This window comes from Shewanella sp. BF02_Schw, assembly GCF_014596695.2.
Lineage (GTDB): Bacteria > Pseudomonadota > Gammaproteobacteria > Enterobacterales > Shewanellaceae > Shewanella.
Genome location: NZ_JABKAW020000001.1, coordinates 1861460 through 1884114, shown reverse-complemented (window position 1 = coordinate 1884114; position 22655 = coordinate 1861460). Strand labels below are relative to the sequence as shown.

At 45.4% G+C, this 22655-nt stretch carries 18 protein-coding genes and 1 pseudogene; 16 read left to right on the top strand and 3 right to left on the bottom strand.

All coding sequences use genetic code 11. From position 1 onward, the window contains the following. The first annotated feature begins 773 nt into the window (after nt 1-773). The 6 genes from HNW13_RS08285 (at nt 774) to HNW13_RS08260 (ending at nt 9997) form a co-directional block, all read left to right on the top strand. Entirely contained in the window at nt 774-1142 is a 369-nt protein-coding gene (locus tag HNW13_RS08285) for a hypothetical protein (RefSeq protein ID WP_192114780.1), read from the top strand. A 10-nt stretch (nt 1143-1152) separates the two neighbouring features. Further along, nucleotides 1153-1515 (top strand): hypothetical protein, encoded by a 363-nt coding sequence (locus HNW13_RS08280; RefSeq protein WP_192114781.1) that lies wholly within the window; start codon nt 1153-1155, stop codon nt 1513-1515. 361 nt (nt 1516-1876) lie between these two features. After that, complete coding sequence (locus HNW13_RS08275) at nt 1877-3151, top strand: RHS repeat-associated core domain-containing protein (protein ID WP_192114782.1); 1275 nt, start codon at nt 1877-1879, stop codon at nt 3149-3151. Then, nucleotides 3148-3453 (top strand): hypothetical protein, encoded by a 306-nt coding sequence (locus HNW13_RS08270; RefSeq protein WP_192114783.1) that lies wholly within the window; start codon nt 3148-3150, stop codon nt 3451-3453. The genes HNW13_RS08275 and HNW13_RS08270 overlap by 4 nt, the downstream gene beginning before the upstream one ends. 806 nt (nt 3454-4259) lie before the next feature. Further along, complete coding sequence (locus tag HNW13_RS08265) at nt 4260-6626, top strand: ankyrin repeat domain-containing protein (protein ID WP_192114784.1); 2367 nt, start codon at nt 4260-4262, stop codon at nt 6624-6626. 812 nt (nt 6627-7438) lie between these two features. Then, nucleotides 7439-9997, top strand: coding sequence for an excinuclease ABC subunit UvrA (locus tag HNW13_RS08260; RefSeq protein ID WP_192114785.1), 2559 nt, complete (start codon nt 7439-7441; stop codon nt 9995-9997). Here HNW13_RS08260 and HNW13_RS08255 read toward each other — a convergent pair. Beyond that, nucleotides 9987-10262 (bottom strand): zeta toxin family protein, encoded by a 276-nt coding sequence (locus HNW13_RS08255; RefSeq protein ID WP_347813081.1) that lies wholly within the window; start codon nt 10260-10262, stop codon nt 9987-9989. The two genes, HNW13_RS08260 and HNW13_RS08255, sit on opposite strands and share 11 nt — an antisense overlap. 752 nt (nt 10263-11014) lie before the next feature. On the opposite strand from HNW13_RS08255, the gene HNW13_RS08250 reads away from it, so the two are divergent. The 8 genes from HNW13_RS08250 to HNW13_RS08215 all read left to right on the top strand — a co-directional run bounded on the left by HNW13_RS08250 (nt 11015) and on the right by HNW13_RS08215 (nt 18247). Further along, nucleotides 11015-11674 (top strand): DsbA family protein, encoded by a 660-nt coding sequence (locus HNW13_RS08250; protein WP_192114787.1) that lies wholly within the window; start codon nt 11015-11017, stop codon nt 11672-11674. Nucleotides 11675-12029: 355 nt separating this feature from the next. Continuing rightward, nucleotides 12030-12464 carry an OsmC family peroxiredoxin gene (locus HNW13_RS08245; RefSeq protein WP_123777477.1) on the top strand — a complete coding sequence of 145 codons (435 nt, stop codon included), beginning with the start codon at nt 12030-12032 and terminating at the stop codon, nt 12462-12464. 383 nt (nt 12465-12847) lie between these two features. After that, the gene (locus HNW13_RS23630; protein WP_254439893.1) at nt 12848-12994 is read left to right on the top strand and encodes a PRC-barrel domain-containing protein; all 147 of its coding nucleotides are present in this window, start codon (nt 12848-12850) and stop codon (nt 12992-12994) included. Nucleotides 12995-13039: 45 nt separating this feature from the next. Continuing rightward, nucleotides 13040-14389 carry an APC family permease gene (locus tag HNW13_RS08235; protein WP_192114788.1) on the top strand — a complete coding sequence of 450 codons (1350 nt, stop codon included), beginning with the start codon at nt 13040-13042 and terminating at the stop codon, nt 14387-14389. 104 nt (nt 14390-14493) lie between these two features. Continuing rightward, nucleotides 14494-16137, top strand: coding sequence for an FAD-dependent oxidoreductase (locus HNW13_RS08230; RefSeq protein ID WP_192114789.1), 1644 nt, complete (start codon nt 14494-14496; stop codon nt 16135-16137). A 109-nt stretch (nt 16138-16246) separates the two neighbouring features. Further along, the gene (locus tag HNW13_RS08225; protein ID WP_192114790.1) at nt 16247-16534 is read left to right on the top strand and encodes a coiled coil domain-containing protein; all 288 of its coding nucleotides are present in this window, start codon (nt 16247-16249) and stop codon (nt 16532-16534) included. A 55-nt stretch (nt 16535-16589) separates the two neighbouring features. Continuing rightward, nucleotides 16590-16844, top strand: a complete 255-nt coding sequence (locus tag HNW13_RS08220; RefSeq protein WP_123777473.1) for a GlsB/YeaQ/YmgE family stress response membrane protein — start codon at nt 16590-16592, stop codon at nt 16842-16844. A 50-nt stretch (nt 16845-16894) separates the two neighbouring features. Next, a complete protein-coding gene (locus HNW13_RS08215; protein WP_192114791.1) occupies nt 16895-18247 on the top strand; it encodes a DUF2254 domain-containing protein in 1353 nt (450 codons plus the stop codon). Here the strand turns inward: HNW13_RS08215 and HNW13_RS23720 are convergent. Together HNW13_RS23720 and HNW13_RS08210 are read right to left on the bottom strand one after the other, a co-directional pair. Beyond that, nucleotides 18230-18442 (bottom strand): annotated as a pseudogene (locus tag HNW13_RS23720) (hypothetical protein). The gene HNW13_RS08215 and the pseudogene HNW13_RS23720 overlap by 18 nt on opposite strands. 322 nt (nt 18443-18764) lie before the next feature. After that, nucleotides 18765-19337, bottom strand: coding sequence for a hypothetical protein (locus HNW13_RS08210; RefSeq protein WP_192114792.1), 573 nt, complete (start codon nt 19335-19337; stop codon nt 18765-18767). Between the two features lie 353 nt (nt 19338-19690). Here HNW13_RS08210 and HNW13_RS08205 point away from each other — a divergent pair, with 353 nt between their 5' ends. Both HNW13_RS08205 and HNW13_RS08200 read left to right on the top strand, forming a co-directional pair. After that, on the top strand, nt 19691-20779 hold the full coding sequence (locus tag HNW13_RS08205) for an alkene reductase (RefSeq protein WP_192114793.1): 1089 nt from the start codon (nt 19691-19693) through the stop codon (nt 20777-20779). 81 nt (nt 20780-20860) lie between these two features. Next, nucleotides 20861-22243: an NAD-dependent succinate-semialdehyde dehydrogenase gene (locus HNW13_RS08200; protein WP_162022974.1), complete on the top strand. Its 1383-nt coding sequence runs from the start codon at nt 20861-20863 to the stop codon at nt 22241-22243. Nucleotides 22244-22655 lie beyond the last annotated feature (412 nt).

Genomic DNA, 22655 nt, shown 5'->3' with positions numbered 1-22655 from the left:
GCTTAAGCAACATAACCTCTCTTTGTCTTACAGACTCAATGTAACAGCCTTCTCTGCACAGTAATGTAACCTATTGCCTGATATCTAGAATACTTTCGATAATGCTTTAGAGTGAGTTACTAGTGATTTTTTATGTCACTTTAGAGTGATTCCAATAGGTTTAGCTAACAATAGCGGCAATACAGATTAACCCGATGGCAGCGTTACTGCCAATGGTGGCAGAGATAATGTCACAGATGGCAGTTTGAGTGCCAACCGAGACATCAAAGAACATGAAAAAACTTTTAAGGTAATGATATTATTTGTTTTACTTGTAATTTAATAAGTGTTTTAAATACTTGGTGTAATTATCAATTAGTGTAAAATTTTCACTACAGCAGAGTGCGAGCCGAAATCGAAACTAAAAAATTTGGCTCTCTATGAGTGCGACCGTTTTTTGTTAACAAACAAAATCGCTCTCATAGAGAGCCAAATCATTGCAGATAAACTCATCATTATCCGACTAATCTAAGACATTCTGGCCCCATTTTATTTAAATAACAGCACTCATAGAGTGCGTAAAAGTGTATATCGGCTATTTTGACGGCTAAAAAGATTAACCCACTTAAAAGTGGGTATATACAGTAACCCGGTACGCAACTATCCCACTTTTTGTTCCAAAAAGGTCGGATAGTTGCTCGGGCAAGGGGAAACCCCTTTGAACCCTAAAGGCCTATAATGCGCCTGTTAAAAACAGGCGAATTATAGGCGCATTCTCCCTAAATTCTATTGGTATGGCTGGTCAAAAAATTGCTACATTGGCTGGGGGAGCTGCGTTCGGTATGTCATTTTTACAAAACTATAATTTTTATGTGAATAATAATATTTCAAGTTCAGAGTTTATGGGTAAAACAAATTTTGATTTTACGGCCTTAAAAATGGGTTCATCATCTCCTTACGGACTTCTCGGTGCTTCGCTTTATGGCGCGACAGATATGATGTATAAGTCAAATAATTTAAACTATCAAAAAGCACCAAGAGTGATTCAGCTTAAGCGTGATATTGTAAATAAATTCAACGGAAGATATAACGGTTTCTACGAAAGTCAGAAGCAAGTGCTACCGTACAATATTAATCCATGGTCGTTGTATCCACGTCATTAAGGGTTCTGATGTGAACGTTATTGAATTATTAAAGTTATATTTAGCTCTTAGCTATGCGAAAAAATTAAGATCTTGGGGGCGAGGGACTATTTTATTTGTACGAATGGATTTAATCTTATCTTTATCCGCTATTTTGTCTCCAATAGCTATATTATTTTCGATTCTAGCTTTGTCCGATATCGCTTATGTAGTTATATTTATCCCACTATTGGGATGGTGTGCAGATTTATTTTTGACTCGAAAATTTTCAATATATGATGATATAGAGAAAGTAAAATTATCTAAAGGAAAAATAATTAACCTTTCGATGTTTATTGCTTCGGTGATTGGTATCATTATAAGTTGTCAGCTAGTTATATTTTTCACGCCCTAAATTAAGTTTTGGTTTGTTATAAATTGATAGCTAATTCTCAAATTCAGATAATAACCACAACTATGACGCGGCAGGTAACATTCTTGTCAAAGGCGATTATGGTAGTCAGTATCTTTACGGTAGTGTAGGGAAAGGTGCGGGTGGTAATGCAGGCCCTAACGCCATTAGGCAGTTTATTCGTGGTGGTACAAAAACCTTCACCTATGACAATAACGGTAACAGGCTCACGGGTGATGGGGTAACGTTAACCTATAACGACCAAAACAAGCCGTTAACGGTAGACCGCAATAATGTAAAAAGCACATTCAGTTACGATGCCAATGGTAACCGCTATAAACAGGTTAAGCAGCAAAGCGGTAGTGTGGTATCGACCACGTATTATGTGGGTAGTTTTGAGCGTGAAGTGACCCTAAGCAATACGGTAGATAAAACCTACATTGGTGACCACACCATTAAGATGAAAGCCCATGTGGGCAGCTTAGGTAATCAATCACCGTTCCAGCACGTACTGCGCGACCATTTAGGCAGTGTCGATACCTTGATGGATGCCAAAACCGGTGCCGTATTACAGCACCGTGGTTATGATGTGTTTGGTCGTCCAAGAGACATTGCATCAGGTAATGCGCTATTAAGTAGCTGGCAGGGGGTAACCAAAGGCTATACAGACCATGAGCATTTGGTTGATCAAGAGCTTATTCACATGAACGGGCGGATTTATGACTTTAATGTAGGCCGTTTTTTAAGTGTTGACCCGTTTTTGCAGTTCCCAGAGAATAGCCAGAGCGCGAACCCGTATTCGTATATTTTGAATAACCCGATGAGTGGGGTTGACCCGACAGGGTATAGATCTGAAGAATTAGACGAGGTTATATCAGGTAAGGCGTTTGAGAAGCTTGAGAAAGATGAAAGTGGGAATCTCTATGTGACAGCTGATGGGGAAACTTATAAATTAACTTCAGTTTCAAATGGCGAGAAGAACTTTTCCATATCATTTGACGGTAACGGTGGCGGTACCGCGCAGGTTGGTAAAACTACAGGAACCGTTAGCCTACATAAAGGAAATAGTAGTACCAGTGGAAAATCTTGGAACAAATCTGAAGCATCATCAATAGCTGACAAGTATGGCGAAGGCACAGGCTCACCAGAGCTAGAATCTGCAATTGCCAGCCTTGATAGTGACCCCAACGATTTGGGGCAAACGGCACATGTAGGTAGAGCTCAAGAAAGAAACATGCTTGAGTCGATTGAAGAGGGAAGTTACCTAAGGGTCACGGGTGATGCCGCTGCTGAAGCTGTTATGATTGCTGCCCCTATCCCTATGCTAGGCGCTGGAAAAGCAGGTTACCAGATTTACAAGGCATCAAGAGCAACGAAAGGGCTGATAACCCCAGAAAAGTTTTTTGGAGGGTTGACCCATAAGCAAGCTGAAAAGGTGTTAATGAGGAAGTTTGGCAGCCCTAGGGGAGGAGGGTCAAGTAACAAGTCATTTTTTAACAGTAAAACCAAGCGGACTTATAACTTACATCAAGACCCGCTTCACAGAGGTGGTAAACCTCACATAGATATTAGAAAAAGAGGTTTGCCAACGAATTATTACAAAGATAAACCTTTCTTCTTAAATGGTGGGGCGCCATGAATTTAAACGACAAGAAAAATGAACTTATATGCTTATTAAAAGCGTATAGTTGCGGCAAGTTAGACGTGGTCAAGCTTGACGAATTTTCATGGGAGATTATTGATTATTTCACTGAAAATCCTGATAGCTCCTTGCCAGTTAAAGAAAGTAATGAGCGTACTTTCTGGTTTGCAATATGGAGCATCCAGCACCTCGCAGGTGAAGATGAATCACTGGCTAAGAGAGAGTTAGCCAAAGCCCTGAGCTATTTAACAGGGGACTCAGTATTACCTCAAGGTAGCGCAGGAAAAAGACCGACCTAACCCAAAACCCTTTTAGTGGTTATAATATGATGCTGCTACGTAAAAGTGGTGGCATCATCACAGTTACATACCTACTTCATCATTACTAGCAATCTTCATCGCCGTATAAATCTTTCCAACTTTGGGCTATAATCTCGAAAGTTATGTAGAGCCAGATGAGTAATATCAGCAACTTAGAAGATTACAAAACACCCACCCCAAACACCGAAAACTCGAAAGTTACCAATACCCGCAAATATAAAGATGTTTGTGAACGTGAGTGTCTAACATCATCAGAGATTGAACGCATCAGCAAGACAGCGAAGTCCATTATTTATCTTAGCTATAGCGCCATGGATAAAACCAATTTGAATTGACAATTTTTCATTTCAATCATATAGTCAATCTTAGTTAGCAATTGCAGATCTTTAAGATGTAAACCCCTGCAACCAAATGAATTTAAACGACTATTTTAACTATTTAATTCGAGAGTCTGGGTTCAAATCCCTATCCCTCCGCCACATTAAATAAAAAGGCCTTATCGAAAGATAAGGCCTTTTTATTTGGGCGAAAGATAGGACTTTGAACCCACTGGTTCCTCTTTATTACAAGCAAGCTATCCCTCCGCAAGATTTAAGGCAAAGACGAAAAAGTATCATCATGAATTACAGATTAACTGCAGGTGTCACGATTAATTTTATTAGCTAAAACCCAAAGTCTATGTGTCAATGCACATGCTATCTATTTGAAAATAAATATTGTTATTACTGTTTATCATCTTTAGGATGACATCCAATTGGTTGTATTGAATATTATGGATGATATTAATGTTACGTTGCTTATTAACCCTCTGCTTAATTGTTTTTTCTTGTCACTCTTTATCTTCTGAGAAAACACCCTTTGTAAAAGTAACCTCAGCTTGGAATAAGCCGAGTTTAATCACAGATAATGATCCTGCATGTCAATCCTTGTTGGAAGATGCACAATCAAAATTCTACTCAGATATCGATTGGGGCGCAGCTTATGGCGTTAGAGGGCATGGCTATGTAAATACGGGAGAAATACTAGATTGGACAATATTAGGAGGAGACTCTTTAACAAGCCTGTATGCTTACGGTAAAGAATTCTATCTCTATAATTATTTGCATAGTGGCTGCAGTGGAGCGTGTGAGAGGCAGCAATCGCTAGTGTCTACTTCATCATTCATTGAGTTAACCGCCAAGCAAATTGCAGCACTAGCCAAAAACGCACCACCCGCAATGAGCTATGGTTATACATACGCACAGTCGGGCACAAATATCCCGTATATGTTTGTTTTAGGACATTATGGCGCTGATATAGGCCAGTTATTTGTTTATCGTCTTAGCCCAAACGCAACATGGGCACCAGCTTGCGAAATAAACTTAACAGCAACAGTAGTGCCATTCAACAAAGTGCATAGCTATTTCAGCGCGATGAAAAGTTTTGATGATTTGTATCAATCGACTCTGGCTTTAAGTCAAGGTAGTGGCTCTTCATGTGGGCGAATGAATACTCGTTGGCGTTGGGGAAATGCCATTAAGCATAAACTGAGTTTGACATTAACTCGCCCCTGGGCAATGAGGGGCGAAAGTAGAGAAAGTAAAAATAGTCACGGTAATTATTCTAAAATGATAACCGATTTAGAAAGGTGGTCATTAACCGGTGTCGCTGAGCAAAAAGCATTTAATGGCTATAAACATCAGTTAGCTATCTCGATAAAATCGCTTTCGCAATTTTATCAACAGGCGAATCATTGGTATAAACAACAATCCGATGAAATGGCTGAGCTTGCATTAACATCAGCAATTAGTGCAGGTTTTGGGTTCTATATGTATAACCCTGAATTTTCCGCAGGTGAGTTCAATCTAAGAAATGCAATTATTACCAAACAATCGTTAGATACCATAAAAACAATTGAATTTAGTGCTATTGATATCGATAGCATCGCAAAAACTTACTATTCGCAAGAAGCACAAGAAAGTATTTTAAACCTAGCGATAAACCAACCTGAAGTATTAGAATATCTATTGCAACAGGGCATAAGTCCCAATCACAGTAATGCATTTGGTAAAACACCTTTGATGTACGCGGCTCAATATAACTTATTAGAGTCCGCCAAGTTGCTTATTCAACACGGGGCTAATACCGTCGCCAATACCACAATACCTGATGATACTTGTTATTACGCGTTAAGCACCTTCAAAATGACGGCTCTTCATTATGCGGTAAGGTATGCTTCTCCTGATTTTATTAAGTTATTAATAGACAATGGTGCTGCAACTTATATGAAAGCTGAGAACCATCATAATTACCCAATGACAGAAGAAACACCATTGGATTGGTTCTATCGATATACCGATACAGCATCGGCTGAGATAAATAGTCATATTCCCCAAGAAAGTAAGTTAACTGTACAAAAGTGGCTTACGCCTCCAAGTTCACAACAATTAAATAAAGTAGAAAAAAATCAAATAAAATCGGCTATAGCGGCTTATCCACAGGGCAAAGTACAAGATGCTTATGAGTATTTAATCAAGGCATTGAGCATTAATCCTAAAAATGAGAAAGCACTCAGTGATATGTCATTAATCGCGTTAAAAAATAACCAATTTGGTCATTCATTATCAGTCAGTAACTGGTTAATTAAACATAGTGAAAATAGTAAAACTGTGGCTAATGCATGGTTTAATCAAGGACTAGCCTGTGAACAGCATCAAGTAAAAATGCTTAATACTGATATCGGCTATACCATTACGTATGACGGTCAATATTATTGCGCTGAACCAGCTATTTACTCATATATCAATGCTTGGATGTTGGCCAAAAGTACCGCTAGAAAAAATAAGATTATAAGCCAATTCGATGATGGATTAATACAGACTTGTAGTGCTGTTCTGGCGGGTAACAACCAATTAAGATTTTTCTTCCAAAATAGAAAAATATTGATACTGCGAACTAAAAGTGATCATACATCTCTAGACGAATTATTCCAAAATATAACTTTCAATTACAATAGAATAGACAATAAGTCATTGGATAAGAATACTTCGATAGAGACGGTCAATACATACGACTTAGATGATTATGTTATTGAAGAAGTTAACTCACCATTTGGCTTTTTTAATGCTAAATACAATGGTCAATTGCAGTGTCAGACTATAAATGCAGTTTGATTTAGATTTGATATTATTTAGGGGTTAGGTTGAAGTCATTCCAAAGTATCGTTGCGGTTGTAGAATTACTATTTTTTAAGAACGGAGCCTATTTTATGGGTTCCGCATTATAAAAATGGGTGGCATCCCTGTTGACAGAGTTGATGCTGATAACCCGAAATACTGGCGGATAACCATGGCGCCATTTATTTTTAATAGATTGAATATTACTGCTTAAAAATCATAATAGAGCTTGGCGCCTTATTCAAAGAAGAAGTAGGGGGCTTTGCCCATATTAAAAGACATTACCAGCATTTAGACCGAAAACGACGACAAGGCGTTGTAAAATTGCCAGCGCGGGTTGTGTGCGTAAACAATCACTTCTGAATCCCACAAACTATTTTCTACTTGATTGATATCAAGCTTTTCTGTTGCCTTGGTTTTAACTAATGAGTCATTTTGTGGCTATTGAGTAAACATTTTTCAAATCACTCGGTTGAATCTGTACGTTAAGAAAATCATAGCAAGTGTTGGCAACTCAAAAACGAAAGGCGTTATGTGTTACCTTAAAAATGGGTGGCATATTTTAATTGGAATATTTTGATGGAGATAGTGATCTTAAGCTCTTGGTTAAGAACATACCATGAACTCTGTTCATCCTGACTGAGTAAACTAGGCCATTTATGGCTTGATTATTGTTATTATTGTGCCATGAAATAAATGGCATCATAGGCTGAGAATTGCGCATTAATGCCAGTAGAAGCAATCATATTCTGCACGTCCCATCATATCCTGCACATCTAGACAAGAATTAACCTAAGGGGTCTTTTAGCATGAATAAAGAAAAGAATAGTGGCAGCCTTGATTTGCCAGTTGACACTTTCAGTAGCCACACCCCAACACCAACATCAGTTTCGCACTCCATACCCGCGGGGTTTGTGCGCGTGCGCGGCGCCCGAGAAAATAACCTGCAGAACGTTGACGTGGATCTACCCCGGGACTCGATAGTTGCTTTCACAGGGGTGTCCGGCTCTGGCAAATCCTCGCTCGCTTTTGGCACCATTTTCGCTGAGGCCCAGCGACGTTTCTTCGAATCCGTCGCGCCGTACGCCCGGCGTCTGATCCAGCAAGGCCATACGCCTCAGGTGGACGAAATTACTGGATTGCCGCCAGCCGTCGCTCTCCAGCAGCGCCGAGGTACACCCAACTCACGCTCAAGTGTAGGCACAGTCACCACTCTCTCGAATTCTCTGCGGATGCTTTATTCTCGTACAGGTATTTACCCTGATGGAGCTTTGCGTCTCGAGTCGGACTCCTTTTCACCCAACACCGCCATGGGCGCTTGCCCTAAATGCCAGGGACTCGGAACCGCGCACACAGTCACCGAGGCATCGCTGGTGCTCGACCCTTCACTGAGCATTCGCGAAGGCGCCGTCACGGCTTGGCCTGGGGCGTGGCAGGGTAAGAACTTGCGCGACATCCTCACTGCGCTCGGCCATGATGTGGACATACCTTGGGAACAGCTGTCCCGCGCCGATCGCGATTGGATCTTGTTCACCGAGGAACAACCCGTGGTCGACATCATGCCGGAGCGAGAACGGCCCCGGCCTTACAAGGGGAAGTTCTGGAGCGCGCAGAGTTATGTGATGCACACGCTCGCCGATTCAAAAAGCGCTTCGGTGCGTAACCGTGTACTGAAATATGTTGAATCTGGACCATGCTTAATATGCGCGGGCAGCGGACTGCGCAGCGAAGCACTCGCCGTTACCTTTAACGGCCGCACCATAGCCGAGCTCAACAGCTTGTCGCTCACCGAGCTCCGCCACGTGCTTGACCGTCCGGCGGCCGCCAATACCCCAGGTGCGACTATCACCAAGGATCTCACTCGCCGCCTCGACGTGCTGCTCGATCTCGGCCTCGGATACCTAAGTCTAGGCCGCGCAACACCCACGCTCTCTCCTGGTGAAATGCAGCGGCTGCGCATAGCCACCCAGCTGCGCTCTGGGCTTTTTGGCGTAATCTACGTACTCGACGAGCCTTCCGCTGGTCTGCACCCGGCCGATGCCGAGCCGCTCCTAGCCGTACTCGACGAGCTCAAATCTAGTGGTAACTCCGTTTTTATCGTGGAACACAATATGGACGTGGTACGCCGCGCCGACTGGGTCATCGACGTCGGCCCGCATGCGGGAGAGCAGGGCGGAGTGGTCCTCTACAGTGGACCTACGGCTGGACTCAAAGATGTACCTGCCTCGGTCACGCGAAAATTTCTCTTTGCAAGCGAGCGTCCAGTCCCGGCTGCACGCGAGCTGCGACAACCGCTCGGTTGGCTTGGCCTGACGGGTATCACCCGCCATAACCTACGCGGACTCGACGCTGAGTTTCCGCTCGGCATACTGACCGCGGTCACGGGTGTATCGGGCTCAGGCAAGTCCACTCTAGTGAGCCAGGTGCTTGCCGAGACTGTTGGCCTGCACCTTCATCCTGATCTGGATCCCAGTGACGGGAACGCATCCACAGCCTCGGTGGCCGGGGATAAGGATGAACAACCCGAGCCTAAACCCGTCGACATCACCACGGTTGAAGCGATAAACGGCGCGGATCTGATCGATCGACTGGTGCGCGTTGACCAGAAACCAATCGGTCGCACACCGCGGTCCAACCTCGCCACCTATACAGGCCTGTTCGATGCCGTGCGCACCACATTCGCCGCGACCCCCGAGGCTCGGAGCCGAAAGTTCGGCGCTAGCCGGTTCTCGTTCAACGTGCCGGGTGGCCGCTGCGAGACCTGCCTTGGCGAGGGATTTGTGGCGGTCGGTCTGCTTTTTTTACCTGGCAGTTACTCGCCCTGTCCCGACTGCGGTGGCACGCGGTACAACCCTGAGACCCTCGAGGTGACATACTGTAACAAGAATATAGCCGAGGTGCTTGGGCTTACAGTGGATGCGGCAATGGTGTTTCTCGCCGATGTACCCTCGGCGTTGCGCAGCCTTAAAACCCTTAGTGAGGTGGGGCTCGGCTACCTACGACTCGGCCAACCCGCCACCGAGCTTTCCGGAGGAGAGGCGCAACGCATCAAGCTCGCGACCGAGCTGCAGCGGGCACGCCGCGGCCATACGCTGTACATTCTCGACGAGCCCACAACAGGGCTGCATCCTGCCGACGTGCTATTGCTGCTCGCCCAGCTCAACCGGCTTGTCGATGCCGGCAATACCGTGATCGTGGTCGAACACGACATGGACGTGGTTGCCGCCGCCGACTGGGTTATTGACATCGGCCCTGAAGGCGGTGACAAGGGAGGCGCTATAGTGGTCGCTGGCACGCCCCATGCAGTGGCCGCCCACCCGGCGAGCCGAACGGCGCCTTACTTGGCCCAGAGCATCTCTACCACCTGAGCGACTGCCTGTCGTGGCAAACTAGGGGGCGCTCAATAATAAAGCTGACAGCTTTCTGAAATAGGCATGAATTTTGACCAGTGTACTCTTGAAAAAAGACTCTTAGCTGATTTGGGGCCAGCCTAATAGTTCCCGTATCATCAAACATGTCAATAAACGTTTTTGAAGCTTTTGTTTTGCCGGCCCCAGGCGATCCGTACATAAAAATAGACACCGACTGTAGATCCGCAGGAAACGTGTTTAAATTGGCCTGTTCACGTGCTATCTGAGTGCGATTTGCTTTCGCATAGATGATGCCTTGGTTTCAATTTCAGTTTTTCTCTGTCATAGGCCGTGATAGGTTTACCCAATTAAAACAACAAGATACTAGCAATTGCAAGGTGGGTGTAAATTTACCATAGCTTGTATGTATCTACATGAACGGTTGGGTGTAATAACATCACGATAACATGGCACAACCTATTAATTATGATTACGGCAGCCAATAGCGCTATGAAAACACCAATAAAACGGCGTTTTACCGCTAGGGAAATCGCTGATTTATTAAGCCATTGAATGGCTTTTTTATGCTCTCCGCCCGTTAACTTCGTTGCTCATCGCACTCATCGCACTTGTCGCACTTGTCGCACTTATCGCACTCATCGAGGGCATTACTCACTTTGTTTGCTGTTTACCACCTCATTGGTTTTACGCCGGTTAAAACTTCGAGTATTGATGCCTGTAAGGACAAATATAGTAGTATTTGTTTGGTTGAACTTGCTAACAAGTTTATCGACAGTCGCGACAAAAACACTTCCTTTTTCAGCACTATGTCATCTATTGAGTATGGCTCAATAGATGACAAAGTTGTGCCGTTTATCTACACGCTTGTATACATACAATGGCGTATAAATGCCTGTAAATAAGTGTATGTACGCAGTCGCACAGACAGTCAGATTGGCTGATGACATGATTTGAAGTTCTGACGTTATCGTACCGTGCGATTAAAGATCCTCAGATGAAGGAGTGACATGCCAAATGGATAAAACCTTAATCATAGATTATTACACTGACATTCTTTGTGTCTGGGCTTGGATTGCTCAGAAACGTGTTGATGAACTTAATAAAAAATTGGGGCATAAAATCGAACTTAAATGTTACTACGTTGACGTTTTTGGTGATGTACCGACAAAAATAAACACTCAATGGCAATCAAAAGGCGGGTTTATTGGCTTTGCTGAGCACATACAACAGTCAGCATCTGCCTTTGAATATGCCTATATAAACCCAAAAGTATGGACGCAAGTTAGACCCACTACTTCAGCCAATGCGCATTTGATGCTTAAAGCGGTAGAGATTACTTATGATAAAAAGAAAAGTATCGATATGGCGCTAATATTTCGAACCGCATTTTTTGTTGATGGCTTGGATATTGGCAACCTTGAAGTCCTCTGTGATTTAGTTAACGCCAATGGACTAGACCTAAACACCATCAATACCAGTATTGGTGATGGTTCTGCTATGGCATCTTTAATGGGTGATTATCAAAAATCAAAGAGTCAAGGCATTAACGGTAGTCCTTCATATGTCCTTGATGGTGGGCGTCAAACATTGTATGGCAACATAGGTTTCGGCGTAATTCTTGCTAATATTGAAGAGCTTTTGAAGCATCCAACAGATGAGGCAAGTTGGTGCTGAAACGAAAGTGTACAGAGGTGAAGTTGAGAAGCATGTCTTCGATTGGAACATGAGGTTCTGCAACGACCCAGCGCTATTTTACGTAATCAGATTAGCGCCTTTGCAGCCGTCACATCTGTTGGATATCGCACAGACGAATACCTATGGCCAAGTCCAGACTGACATACATTGAAAGTATAAGTCGTCTCAGTTTACCCAATCCTTAGCGCCGAAACTGACCAGATTACATCTGTTTGTGACAACCGGCTTATGGTAATCAGATAAGCTATAAATGCTTTAATAACAAGGGAATAATTACCATTACTGTCAAAAAGTGAAATCCTTCTTGAGAAATTTGATATTTAGGAGACAGACCATGATTGAAAAAATAGCAACTATCCAGTGGCAAGGTCAAGGTAAGAAAGGCCAAGGTAAAATAAGTACCGAGACCGGTGCACTGAAGCAATATCCTTACGGCTTCGGTAGTCGCTTCGAGGATGACCGAAGTGGCACTAACCCTGAAGAGATACTAGCCGCAGCCCATGCCGCGTGTTTTACGATGGCGTTTTCATTCGCCTGTGATAAGGCCGGGTTTGCCACTGCCAATATCGACACTAAGGCCAGCGTTCGTCTCGCTAAACAAGGCGAAGGTTTTGTTATAGACCGCATCGCGTTGACGATGAGCGCAGAGGTTGCGGGCATCGACGAGGCGAAATTTCAGGAGATTGCGGCTGCGGCAAAGTGTGACTGCCCGGTATCGAAGGCTCTTGCCGGTGTTGAGGATATTACCCTGCAAGCGACACTGAAGTAGGTCATCTCCTGAGACACGCTGTCAGCCCGCGCCATGCAACTACACAGCAGCAACTACACGGCAGCAACGCCAAAGTCAGACCGAACGCTAAAACGAAGGTTTAATGACTGTATTCATATCCTGTTCCAGCATTTTTCTAACCGTCGGCAAGATCGCCGACGGTTCTTCTACGGTGAATAGCTTTCGGTCTGGTGTCCGTGCGTTAACACATTCATCAATAGTCCTGATTTGGCATCTAACTCGGATACATAGACACAGAGCGGTTCGTCAATCGCATGAAAATGACACCAACGTTTGATAGCGTACAGACAGCGTTGCCGCTTTTACCTTTTAATCGTTCTGTATCGCTCTCATGTTGGTACATTTAACATTCGAAGGAGACGGTGTTTATTTTACGCACCGTTAACAATATAGAGGACTATGTCATCAGTGCTACAGATGGCAACATTGGTCATATCAAAGACGTTTATTTCGATGATGAAACTTGGTGTGTTCGCTTTCTCGTTGTTGAAACAGGCACTTTAGGATAGCAGAATAAAAAGTTGCTTATATAAAAGACAAATCACGGAGGGCGTATGCATGACCATGAAGATAAAAAGTCACATTATCAAAAAGATAGTCTGACATTAGTTGGTGCGGTTGCGCTTGGCACCGGCGTTATGATTGGTGCTGGCATATTTGCTTTGACAGGGCAGATGGCCCAGATGACCGGAAGTCTTTTCCCGCTGGCTTTTCTTTCGGCTGCGGTGGTTGTGTTATTCAGCGCATACTCTTACGTAAAATTGTCCAATGCTTATCCTTCCGCCGGTGGGATTGCCATGTACCTAAAAAAAGCCTATGGCAGCACGGTGACAACCGCCTTTCATTCCCTGTTGATGTATTTTTCTATGGTGATTGCCCAGAGTTTTCTGGCGCGTACCTTTGGGACTTATACATTACAGCTGTTTGGTATCGATGATAGCAGCGTGTTAGTGCCAACACTGGGTGCTGGATTATTGCTGGTGGCGTTTCTGATCAATTTATCCGCCAACAAGATGATCGAAGGTGTCGCGTCGGTGCTCGGCTTTATTAAGATTGGCGGTATCGTTTTGTTCGGTATCGTTGGCGTAATGGTTGCTGGCACGGTTGAAGTCGATTTCTCAACAGTCAGTCCAGACGCCTCAACTTCTGGTGCAACAATAGCTGGTTTTATTGGTGCAACCGCGCTGGGTATTTTGGCCTTTAAGGGTTTTACCACCATTACCAATAGTGGTTCAGAGCTTACTGACCCTCACAGAAATGTGGGCCGAGCTATCATGATCTCCATCGGTCTTTGTGTGGTAATTTATACGCTCGTCGGTTTTGGCGTCGCAAGTAACTTATCACTAGTGCAAATCATCGAAACAAGAAATTACTCGTTGGCTGCAGCCGCAAAGCCTGCACTGGGCGAATACGCGGTCTGGTTTACGGTTGTTTTGGCCATGATAGCAACAGCAGGCGGTGTTATTGCCAGTATATTTGCGGTTTCGCGGATGTTGGCAATGCTGACTGATATGAAACTCGTTCCCCACAGCCATTTTGGCATGCCCGGTAGCATCCAAAAGCACACCCTGGTTTATACCGTCATTTTAGGTTTGCTGTTGACCATATTTTTTGACCTGACGCGGATTGCGGCCATGGGTATCATCTTTTATTTGATTATGGACATGGCGATCCACTGGGGTGTTTTACGTCACCTGCGAGACGAAGTCGGTGCTAAACGCGCATTCCCTATGGTCGCGATTATCCTTGACTTGATCGTTCTAGCCGGTTTTGTCTGGATCAAGATAAACAGCGATCCATTGGTGTTAGGTGTCGCTGGTGTTGTCATGTTGGTTATTCTGCTTGTTGAGATCCTATTTTTACGACATAACCCTATCGAGCCAAAAAACCACAACCACGGATGAAAATAACCCAATACTACCTTCTAGTGCTAACTGCCCGAGACAGCCTGAATGCAGCTGTGTAGGGGCTCACTCCCTAGGACGAACTTTAATCATGGAGATAAATAATGAAATCTGTCGTTATATTTGGGGCTGGCATTGCCGGATTAAGCGCCGCACATGAGCTGGCCGAACTGGGGTATCTTGTTTCAGTTTATGAAACGGCTGATGAGCCGGGGGGATTCTTTAGAAGTTCACGCCTTAGTCACGACAATATACCGACCGAGTATTCTTGGCATGGCATGGGACCTTGGTACCATAATGTTTTTGATTTGATGAAAAAAATTCCATTCAATGAAGAGGGCAGCGTTTATGATTTAGCCCTGTCTCGGCCCATTGATTTTGGCATATTCCCTGATGCTGGTCAGGCGCAATTTTACGATGAGGGATTTAAAAGTATTAACAAGATGTTTGGCATGAGCAATTGGGAGTTTACCAGAGCGTGCTATTTAATGTTAAAGACTTGGACCTCAAATCATCGAAGCCATGTGGTATATGCCAAGGTGAATGCGGCTCAAGCTTGGAAACCTATGCTTAGCGTGCAAAGTTATAACGCGTGGCGTTCTTGTTTCGGTCCTTGGATTGGCTCTGATTGGTCCAACGTGTCACTGCACACCGCAGGGGATTTTTTTAGAAAGCAATTTACGACAAAGCCCGCGCACCAGCATAAATCTGATCAAGATGGACCCGCATGGCAGCAAGGTGCCGGAGACGGTTGGCTACTCCTAAAAGGGCCCAGTAGTGAATACTGGTTCAATCCCTGGGTTAAATACCTTGAACACAAGGGCGTGAAATTCTATTGGCAGAAACCGCTCACCAAATTAGTGTTCGACGGCAGCAAAATAGTCTCCGCTTTTGTCGGTGATGAGGAGATCAAAGGCGATATTTATGTTGTGGCCATCAATCCTTACTTGATGGTTGATATTTTAAGTAAAACTCCCGCGCTTGAGCGGCAAGAAGAATTAAAATTGTTTACACCGCTTGTTCAAGACGGCCCACACACTCAAGTCTCTTTTCGGTTAGCATTTTCAGACGAAATCAAACTTCCTCGAAAGCGGACTGCAGCGGTGATCAGTGATTCAGAATTTAATTTGACCGTGTTCGCCGAAGAACAAGTTTGGGACAAGGATGTGGATTTGGGGCAAAACATCAAATCTCTTTGGACTGGCACGTCTTGTATTGGCGGCTTCCCTGGGAGGATATTCCATAAGCCCGTCAATCTCTGCACCAAAGAAGAATTTATCGAAGAAGTGAAGGCTCAAATCTTGAGTTGCGGTGCACTAAATCAATTGATTAAACAAGCGAATGACGGCAAAGAGTTGAAAGATTTTACAATTGAAAAAGTTGAAGTGTGGCATGAATGGCACTTTTCCCGTGATGGAATAACGCCGCTACAGCCAAAGTGGGTAAACACCACCAACACTCAAGCATTTATGCCATCTCAAAAAACGCCAGTGTTTAATCTATTCTTGGCCGGAGCCCACACTAAGACTCAGGCTCAAGTCTGGAGTATTGAAGGTGCTGTTGAAAGTGGCAGAAGAGCGGCCAAAGCGATAGATAAACGAGTTAACGTATTGGATCAATATCGACCCAGATGGATTAAATTGTTATCGAAAATCGATGACATCTTGTATCTAATTAAAGCACCGCAGCTTCTAGATTCTGTGGTTTTATGTATCGTTTTATTGCTTATTTTGTGGTTTTTGATCTGATCATATCTTGATTGATCTTAGCGCTATCCAGAAGGGATGAGCGACATTAAAAGTGCCATAACATCAATATCGGCCCTAATAGGTCTCACAACGACAAAGGAGTTTAACCATGAACAAGAAAGAAGCTTACCAAAAAAAACTACAGGCACAATTAGACCAGTGGAGCGCAGAGATCGATAAGCTCAAGGCCAAAGCTGATAACGCGCAGGCCGATGCACAAATTGAGTACTACAAACAAATCGAGGAACTGCGAACGATGCAAAAATCGGCCAACAGCAAACTTACCGAACTTAAGGAATCGAGTGACGGTGCATGGGAGGAGCTCAAGGCAGGTATGGATGGTGCGTGGAACTCGCTTGGCAATTCGCTGAAGTCGGCTACCTCCAGATTCAAATAAACAGCATGGTCATTGCGCCAAATAGGCGCACTATAAATTAGCACAGGAGTGCAACATGGACATTATTAGTTTACTCATATTTTTGGGAATAGGCGCTTTGGCAGGGTGGCTTGCAGGCAACATAATAAAGGGCGGAGGATTTGGTGTCATAGGCAATATTATTGTAGGAGTTGTTGGTGCTGTAGTAGGTGGTTTTATATTTAGCTTACTCGGCATATCAACAGGCGGTTTATTAGGCTCTATCATTATGGCTACTATAGGCGCTGTTATTTTGTTATTCATAATTAGTTTGGTTAAGAAGAAAGCCTAGTTCCTTAAGCACGACGATACATGTTGAAAATTCAAATTAGGAGTGGCCACATGATTAAGTTAAGACAGTTTTGGGGGAATCTGCAATCGAGCTTTTGGTTCATGCCTTCACTGATGGTCGCTGTCAGTATGACCTTAGCGGTTGTGTTGATCGAAGTAGAGTCTGCCGGTTTAAACCAATGGCTAATTCAGTGGCCACGACTGTTTGGGGTCGGTGCAGAAGGCGCTCGCCAGATGTTGTCCACCTTGGCTGGTTCGATGATGACTGTAATGGGGATCACCTTCTCCATGACACTGCTGGCCCTAGTGCTTGCGTCGGGCCAGTACACCTCTCGCATTTTGAGGAACTTCATGCGTAACAGTGTCACGCAAGCAACACTGGGGGGTTTTGCGAGCATTTTCGCTTATTGTCTTATAGTCTTACGCACCATTCGTGGCAGTGGTGGTGGTGATGAATTTGTGCCCAGTCTTGCGGTGTTTTTTGCCTTTGTGATGTCGCTTGGTGGTGTGGGGGTCCTTATCTATTTTATTCATCATATTGCCTTGTCTATCCAGGCATCAAGCATCATTGCTTCGGTCGCTCAGGAAACCAATGCTGCCATAGATAAGTTGCTGCCGATAAAACCGGATGAGGAACTTGATGAAGATGAAATGCGACACCCGATACTAAAGTCTCTGGATGAGCGGGTCTGGTATCCCGTGCCGGCAGCTCGCAGTGGTTACGTTTTAGGCGTGAACAACAATACATTAATTTGCTTGGCGAGTGACAACAGAACCATAGTGCGTATGGAGCAAGGCATCGGCTCGTTCATTGTCCAAGATACGGCTCTGGTGTCGCTAGCTCTTACTTACCCGCCAGAGCAGAAACTCATTGATGCTTTGAATACAGCTTACAGTATTGGTAGCCATCGCACAGTGGATCAGGATCCTACTTTCGGTATTCGACAGATTGTGGATATGGCCATAAAAGCGCTGTCCCCCGGGGTTAACGACACTTCAACGGCAGTGATGTGCGTGGATTATCTCACCTCGATTATGGCTCGATTGGCCAGTCGACAATTTCCGCCATTGTACCATTATGAGGGAGACACTCTGCGAATGGTGGCGATGGTTCCGAGCTTTGATAGTCTATTGGCCGATGCTTTCGACCAGATTCGAAGTAGCGCTGAAAAGAATCTTGCGATACTGGTACGCATGCTCGGTGCCTTCGAGACCATCGGAAGTTTAACGATCTGTCCGAGCCGCTTGAGAGCACTTGACCAACAGTTGCAGTTGATTGCAGAGTTGACCGCTCGCTGCTTTGAATCCAGTTATGATCGCGCGCGGCTGGAAATGCGACTGTCCAAGGTGCGTGAATCGTTGGACGGTCAGTTTGCATTGAGCGCATTAGTTGGGAAAGATTAGTTTTATGTAAATTAGACGGATACTAGGGGCTGTTGATCTTTCAAGGTTGGTTTTGCAGCGAATTGTTGCTCATTTGTACAAGGCAGAGACTTTTTATTCTACATAAAAAGTCGATAACGCAGTAAAAATGAGCAACAAACGCTGCCCGAAGGGTTCGGCTAAAAACGTTTTACTCTTTGTTGAGAAAATCTTCATTAAGCGAGTAGTGCTTAGATTGCTAGGCAGCAATCCACTCGCCTCGATTAAAACGCTCTTATCTCGAACAAAATTTAACCAGCAAAGATCAACAGACCCTAGCATACAAGATTCATTTTTTTGTTGACCAATTCGCTAGCTTTTCTTGGGTATACATCCAACGCACTCTATTTACAATCTCATCGTTCACTATAACTCATATAATTTTGCTATCAGCAATCGCAAAACATTCTTTCAAAACTCGATAACGATACATAGAAGCCCGACCAATATGATATTGGCAAAGCGATATTACAGTGATAATGGACGGCGACGGAGGCGGTTAGTCACTAGTCAGGCTCTGCAAGGCATTGGTGATTTCACTCATCCGCGCCGCCGTGACTTTACCATGAACCTGCGATATCAGATTACCGTTCTTATCCAAAACAACAATGACCGCCTCTTCGCTATCGGAGGGCACACCCAACGCGCTTTCCATGATCTGTGAGTTGAGAATCCAGGTTTGATCGTGATAGCGCTGCGGCACTTGTTCTTTGGCTCGGCCAATGACATCTTCTTCCGACATAAAGAAGGGTAAATTGACAGCCAGTACGTCGCGAACCCGATATTTACTATGATCTATCTCTGAGCGCAATGTGTTAACCCACTCCCGAGTGGATATTGCGGCATTGCGAGATGGCGTAAGTATGAGCAGTGTCGGTTGACCTATCAGTTTGTTACTGTCAACTTTTTCGCCGCTAAGCGCCGTTGCTGTAAATGACGGCCATGGTCCATCGCCTGCAGTAGCAGTAGCAGACGGCCCACATAGGGTTAGTATCGCAAGTAGGGTCAGTTCAGTAACGCGTCGGGATGTTGAGCCCCAAAGTGTTGTCGGTATCATTGGTCTGGTTAGCATAGTATTCCTCCGCTCAGTAGTAGGGGTGCGAACAAGCAGGCCAAGCCAGATCCAAATACAGAAGTCGCAGCATTCAGTGAAACTCCTTCATAAATCATCTTGGCTCTCATGTCTGACGAGTAAGCATCACACATACAATATGCGATTGACGACATTTCATCTGTTCGCTAGCGAACTTTCTGCCAGCCAATGACCCTATTAGCTCTGCAGGCGTCATTTGTGGGTATGTGTTCTAACGAACAGACCAGCTAAAAGCCAGCGCGCAAGCTGTAGTTCTCTGGACTTGCCGCAATGATCTTTTCCTCGGGTTCGGCAGGATTCATCCTCATCATACATAACAGGATATCTAGCTTATGCTTTTCGAAACATTTTCTAACCGCTCGCTGCAGCTATCCAATCGCATGGTAATGGCGCCGTTAACACGCAGTCGGGCTACGCCTGAGCACACGCCTAACGCGCTGATGGCAACGTACTACGGCCAACGTGCGACGGCTGGACTGATTATTACCGAGGGCACTTCGCCCAGCCCGAACGGACTGGGCTACCCACGCATCCCCGGTCTTTTCGATAGCACGCAGATGAATGCATGGAAGGCAAGCACATCAGCGGTACACGCCAAAGGCGGTAAAATCTTCTTACAGTTGATGCACTGCGGTCGAGTCGCGCATGTCGACAACTTGCCAACAGGTGCCGAAATACTCGGGCCAGATGCCGCGGCATGTCCCGGCGAGATGTATACCGACACCCTAGGCATGCAGCCCCACAGTACGCCCCGCAAAATGACCGAGGCCGACATCGCTCATGTGATAAATGAGTATGTGACGTCAGCGAAGCTCGCGCTGGAGGCAGGTTTCGACGGTGTCGAAATACACGGCGCCAACGGCTACTTAATCGAGCAGTTTTTGAATCCGCTGATCAACCTACGCACTGACGGTTACGGCGGCAGCGTTGAAGGCCGCAACCGACTCGCGCTGGAGATTGTGCGTGCGACAGTGGCAGCCATCGGCAGCGATCGGGTTGGTATCCGGCTCTCTCCTTACGGTGTGTTCAATGGCACCGGCGCATTCCCCGACATAGAGACGCAGTACCTGGCATTGACTAAGGCATTTTCCTCACAGGGGCTTCTCTACATCCACTTGGTTGATCATTCCTCCATGGGGGCACCAACGGTACCCGCCGACTTTAAGCTTAAGCTGCGCGCTGGTTTCGATGGTCTGTTCATTCTGTCTGGAGGGTTTGATCATCAAAGCGCTGAACAGGCGTTACGCGATAAACATGGCGACCTGGTAGCCTTTGGCCGTCCGTTTTTGGCTAACCCAGATCTCGTCGCTCGGATGCGCCAAGATGCAACGCTCAACACGCCAGACGAAGCGACTTTTTACGTACCTGGCGCCAAGGGTTATACCGACTATCCAACTCTCGCGACTTCTCCAGAGCGTTAACGCCAAAAGTTATCGCCGAGGTAGCACAATTCAGTAGAAGCTTGCGGCGTCCATAAGACCAAATTGAAACAGGATTTCACTATGACTTACAAAAGCATTAATCCCAATAACGGAACAATATTGAAGACCTTTGATGAAATCAGTGATGCACAGCTTGAGATCAAGCTTGCCACTGCGCATGCCTGTTACCAGACATGGAAAAACACCAGCTATAAGCAACGCGCCGCTATTATGGCCAAGGCTGCAGAACTTCTGCATGCGCATACTGATGACTATGCCAAGCTGGCAACACTGGAGATGGGCAAGCGAATTGATGAAGCCCGTGGCGAAGTCAATTTCAGTGGTAAAATCCTCAGCTATTATGCAGACCACGCAGAAGCGTTTTTAGCTCCAGAGCAACTTGACCCGGAACATGGCGAAGCCCATATGGAAAGCAGCCCGATAGGCGTGATTTTCTGCGTCGAGCCGTGGAACTTTCCCTTTTATCAACTTGCTCGTGTCGCAGGCCCGCAACTGATGGCGGGCAATGTTTTGGTGGTGAAACATGCCAGCAATGTACCCCAATGTGCTATTGCCTTTGAGCAGTTGTTGATTGATGCGGGCGCACCTGAGGGGTTGTACACAAATCTGCTGGTTTCGCACCAACAGTCTAACCAGATTATCGACGACCCGCGCGTCAAGGGCGTGGCACTGACAGGTGGTTTTGCCGCTGGCAGAAGCGTTGCCGCCCGAGCAGGGCAAAACCTCAAACCCTCGTCGATGGAGCTCGGTGGCAGTGATGCCTTTATCGTGCTTGATGACGCTGATCTCGACAACACTATTCCCTGGGCTGTTTGGGGCCGTATGTACAACCAGGGACAAACCTGCTGTGCTGCTAAACGCTTTATTGTGCTCGATTCGATTGCTGACAAATTCATCGAAAAGTTTCAAACCGCGCTTGAACTTCAGCAACCTGGCGATCCGATGGACGAAACAACGACCAAGGGACCGATGTCGCAAGAAGCCGCTCTGGTTAATATTTTGAAGCAGGTCGATGATGCTGTAGCCCATGGTGCTAAGGTGTTAATGGGCGGCAAGCGTATCGACTGCCCGGGCTCTTTCATGCAGACCACGATACTGACCAACATTGCGCCAGGCAACCCTGCTTATCGCACTGAGTTCTTCGGCCCAGTTGCGTTGATTTTTCGGGTCAAGGACGAAGCCGCGGCCATAGCGCTTGCCAACGATTCTGACTTCGGACTTGGTGGATCTGTGTTTACCGAAGATGCCGCTCGTGGCAAACGCGTCGCCAGTCAGATTGATACCGGTATGATGTTCATCAACAATATTGATTGGACCGATGCCGCGCTTCCGTTCGGCGGCGTTAAAGATTCCGGTTATGGCCGCGAACTCGGCGAAATGGGCATTCAGCAGTTCGTTAATAAGAAGCTGGTTCGCACCATTTCGATGGCAGCACCGGTGTAACGGTTGCACAGCTAGGGGCTAGCAAACTGAAAATATTAATATTTCACAAGCAATACCCTATATGGCAACGGCATAACATGGCGAACGAGCTTAGTTATCTAAGATAGCGACATAATTATCGAGAGTTTAACTAAATCGATGGGTTAGGTGGCTGTGGTTTGAAAATGCTATGGTTTGACAATGCTGTGGTTTAACAATGCTATGGTTTCACAGCGCTGAGTTTGAATGAAATTAATTCATAGCACTTTAAGCGTCTAGCTGTGAAGCCGATTAATCTTGCTTGGGAGGATATAGAAAGGGCATGACGTTATTGTTTTTAATGTTTGGGATGATTTGTTATAAACGACAAGATGGCCAAATATACCATGTCAAGCCACCAATGAGGGGTAGCTTGGCATAGATGATTAGTTAA

Excerpts from the sequence above, each read along its gene's own strand:
- HNW13_RS08285 (WP_192114780.1), top strand. The coding sequence starts at position 774 with ATGGCTGGTCAAAAAATTGCTACATTGGCTGGGGGAGCTGCGTTCGGT.
- HNW13_RS08270 (WP_192114783.1), top strand. The coding sequence starts at position 3,148 with ATGAATTTAAACGACAAGAAAAATGAACTTATATGCTTATTAAAAGCG.
- HNW13_RS08265 (WP_192114784.1), top strand. The coding sequence starts at position 4,260 with ATGTTACGTTGCTTATTAACCCTCTGCTTAATTGTTTTTTCTTGTCAC.
- HNW13_RS08260 (WP_192114785.1), top strand. The coding sequence starts at position 7,439 with ATGAATAAAGAAAAGAATAGTGGCAGCCTTGATTTGCCAGTTGACACT.
- HNW13_RS08250 (WP_192114787.1), top strand. The coding sequence starts at position 11,015 with ATGGATAAAACCTTAATCATAGATTATTACACTGACATTCTTTGTGTC.
- HNW13_RS08245 (WP_123777477.1), top strand. The coding sequence starts at position 12,030 with ATGATTGAAAAAATAGCAACTATCCAGTGGCAAGGTCAAGGTAAGAAA.
- HNW13_RS08235 (WP_192114788.1), top strand. The coding sequence starts at position 13,040 with ATGCATGACCATGAAGATAAAAAGTCACATTATCAAAAAGATAGTCTG.
- HNW13_RS08230 (WP_192114789.1), top strand. The coding sequence starts at position 14,494 with ATGAAATCTGTCGTTATATTTGGGGCTGGCATTGCCGGATTAAGCGCC.
- HNW13_RS08225 (WP_192114790.1), top strand. The coding sequence starts at position 16,247 with ATGAACAAGAAAGAAGCTTACCAAAAAAAACTACAGGCACAATTAGAC.
- HNW13_RS08220 (WP_123777473.1), top strand. The coding sequence starts at position 16,590 with ATGGACATTATTAGTTTACTCATATTTTTGGGAATAGGCGCTTTGGCA.
- HNW13_RS08215 (WP_192114791.1), top strand. The coding sequence starts at position 16,895 with ATGATTAAGTTAAGACAGTTTTGGGGGAATCTGCAATCGAGCTTTTGG.
- HNW13_RS08210 (WP_192114792.1), bottom strand. The coding sequence starts at position 19,337 with ATGCTAACCAGACCAATGATACCGACAACACTTTGGGGCTCAACATCC.
- HNW13_RS08205 (WP_192114793.1), top strand. The coding sequence starts at position 19,691 with ATGCTTTTCGAAACATTTTCTAACCGCTCGCTGCAGCTATCCAATCGC.
- HNW13_RS08200 (WP_162022974.1), top strand. The coding sequence starts at position 20,861 with ATGACTTACAAAAGCATTAATCCCAATAACGGAACAATATTGAAGACC.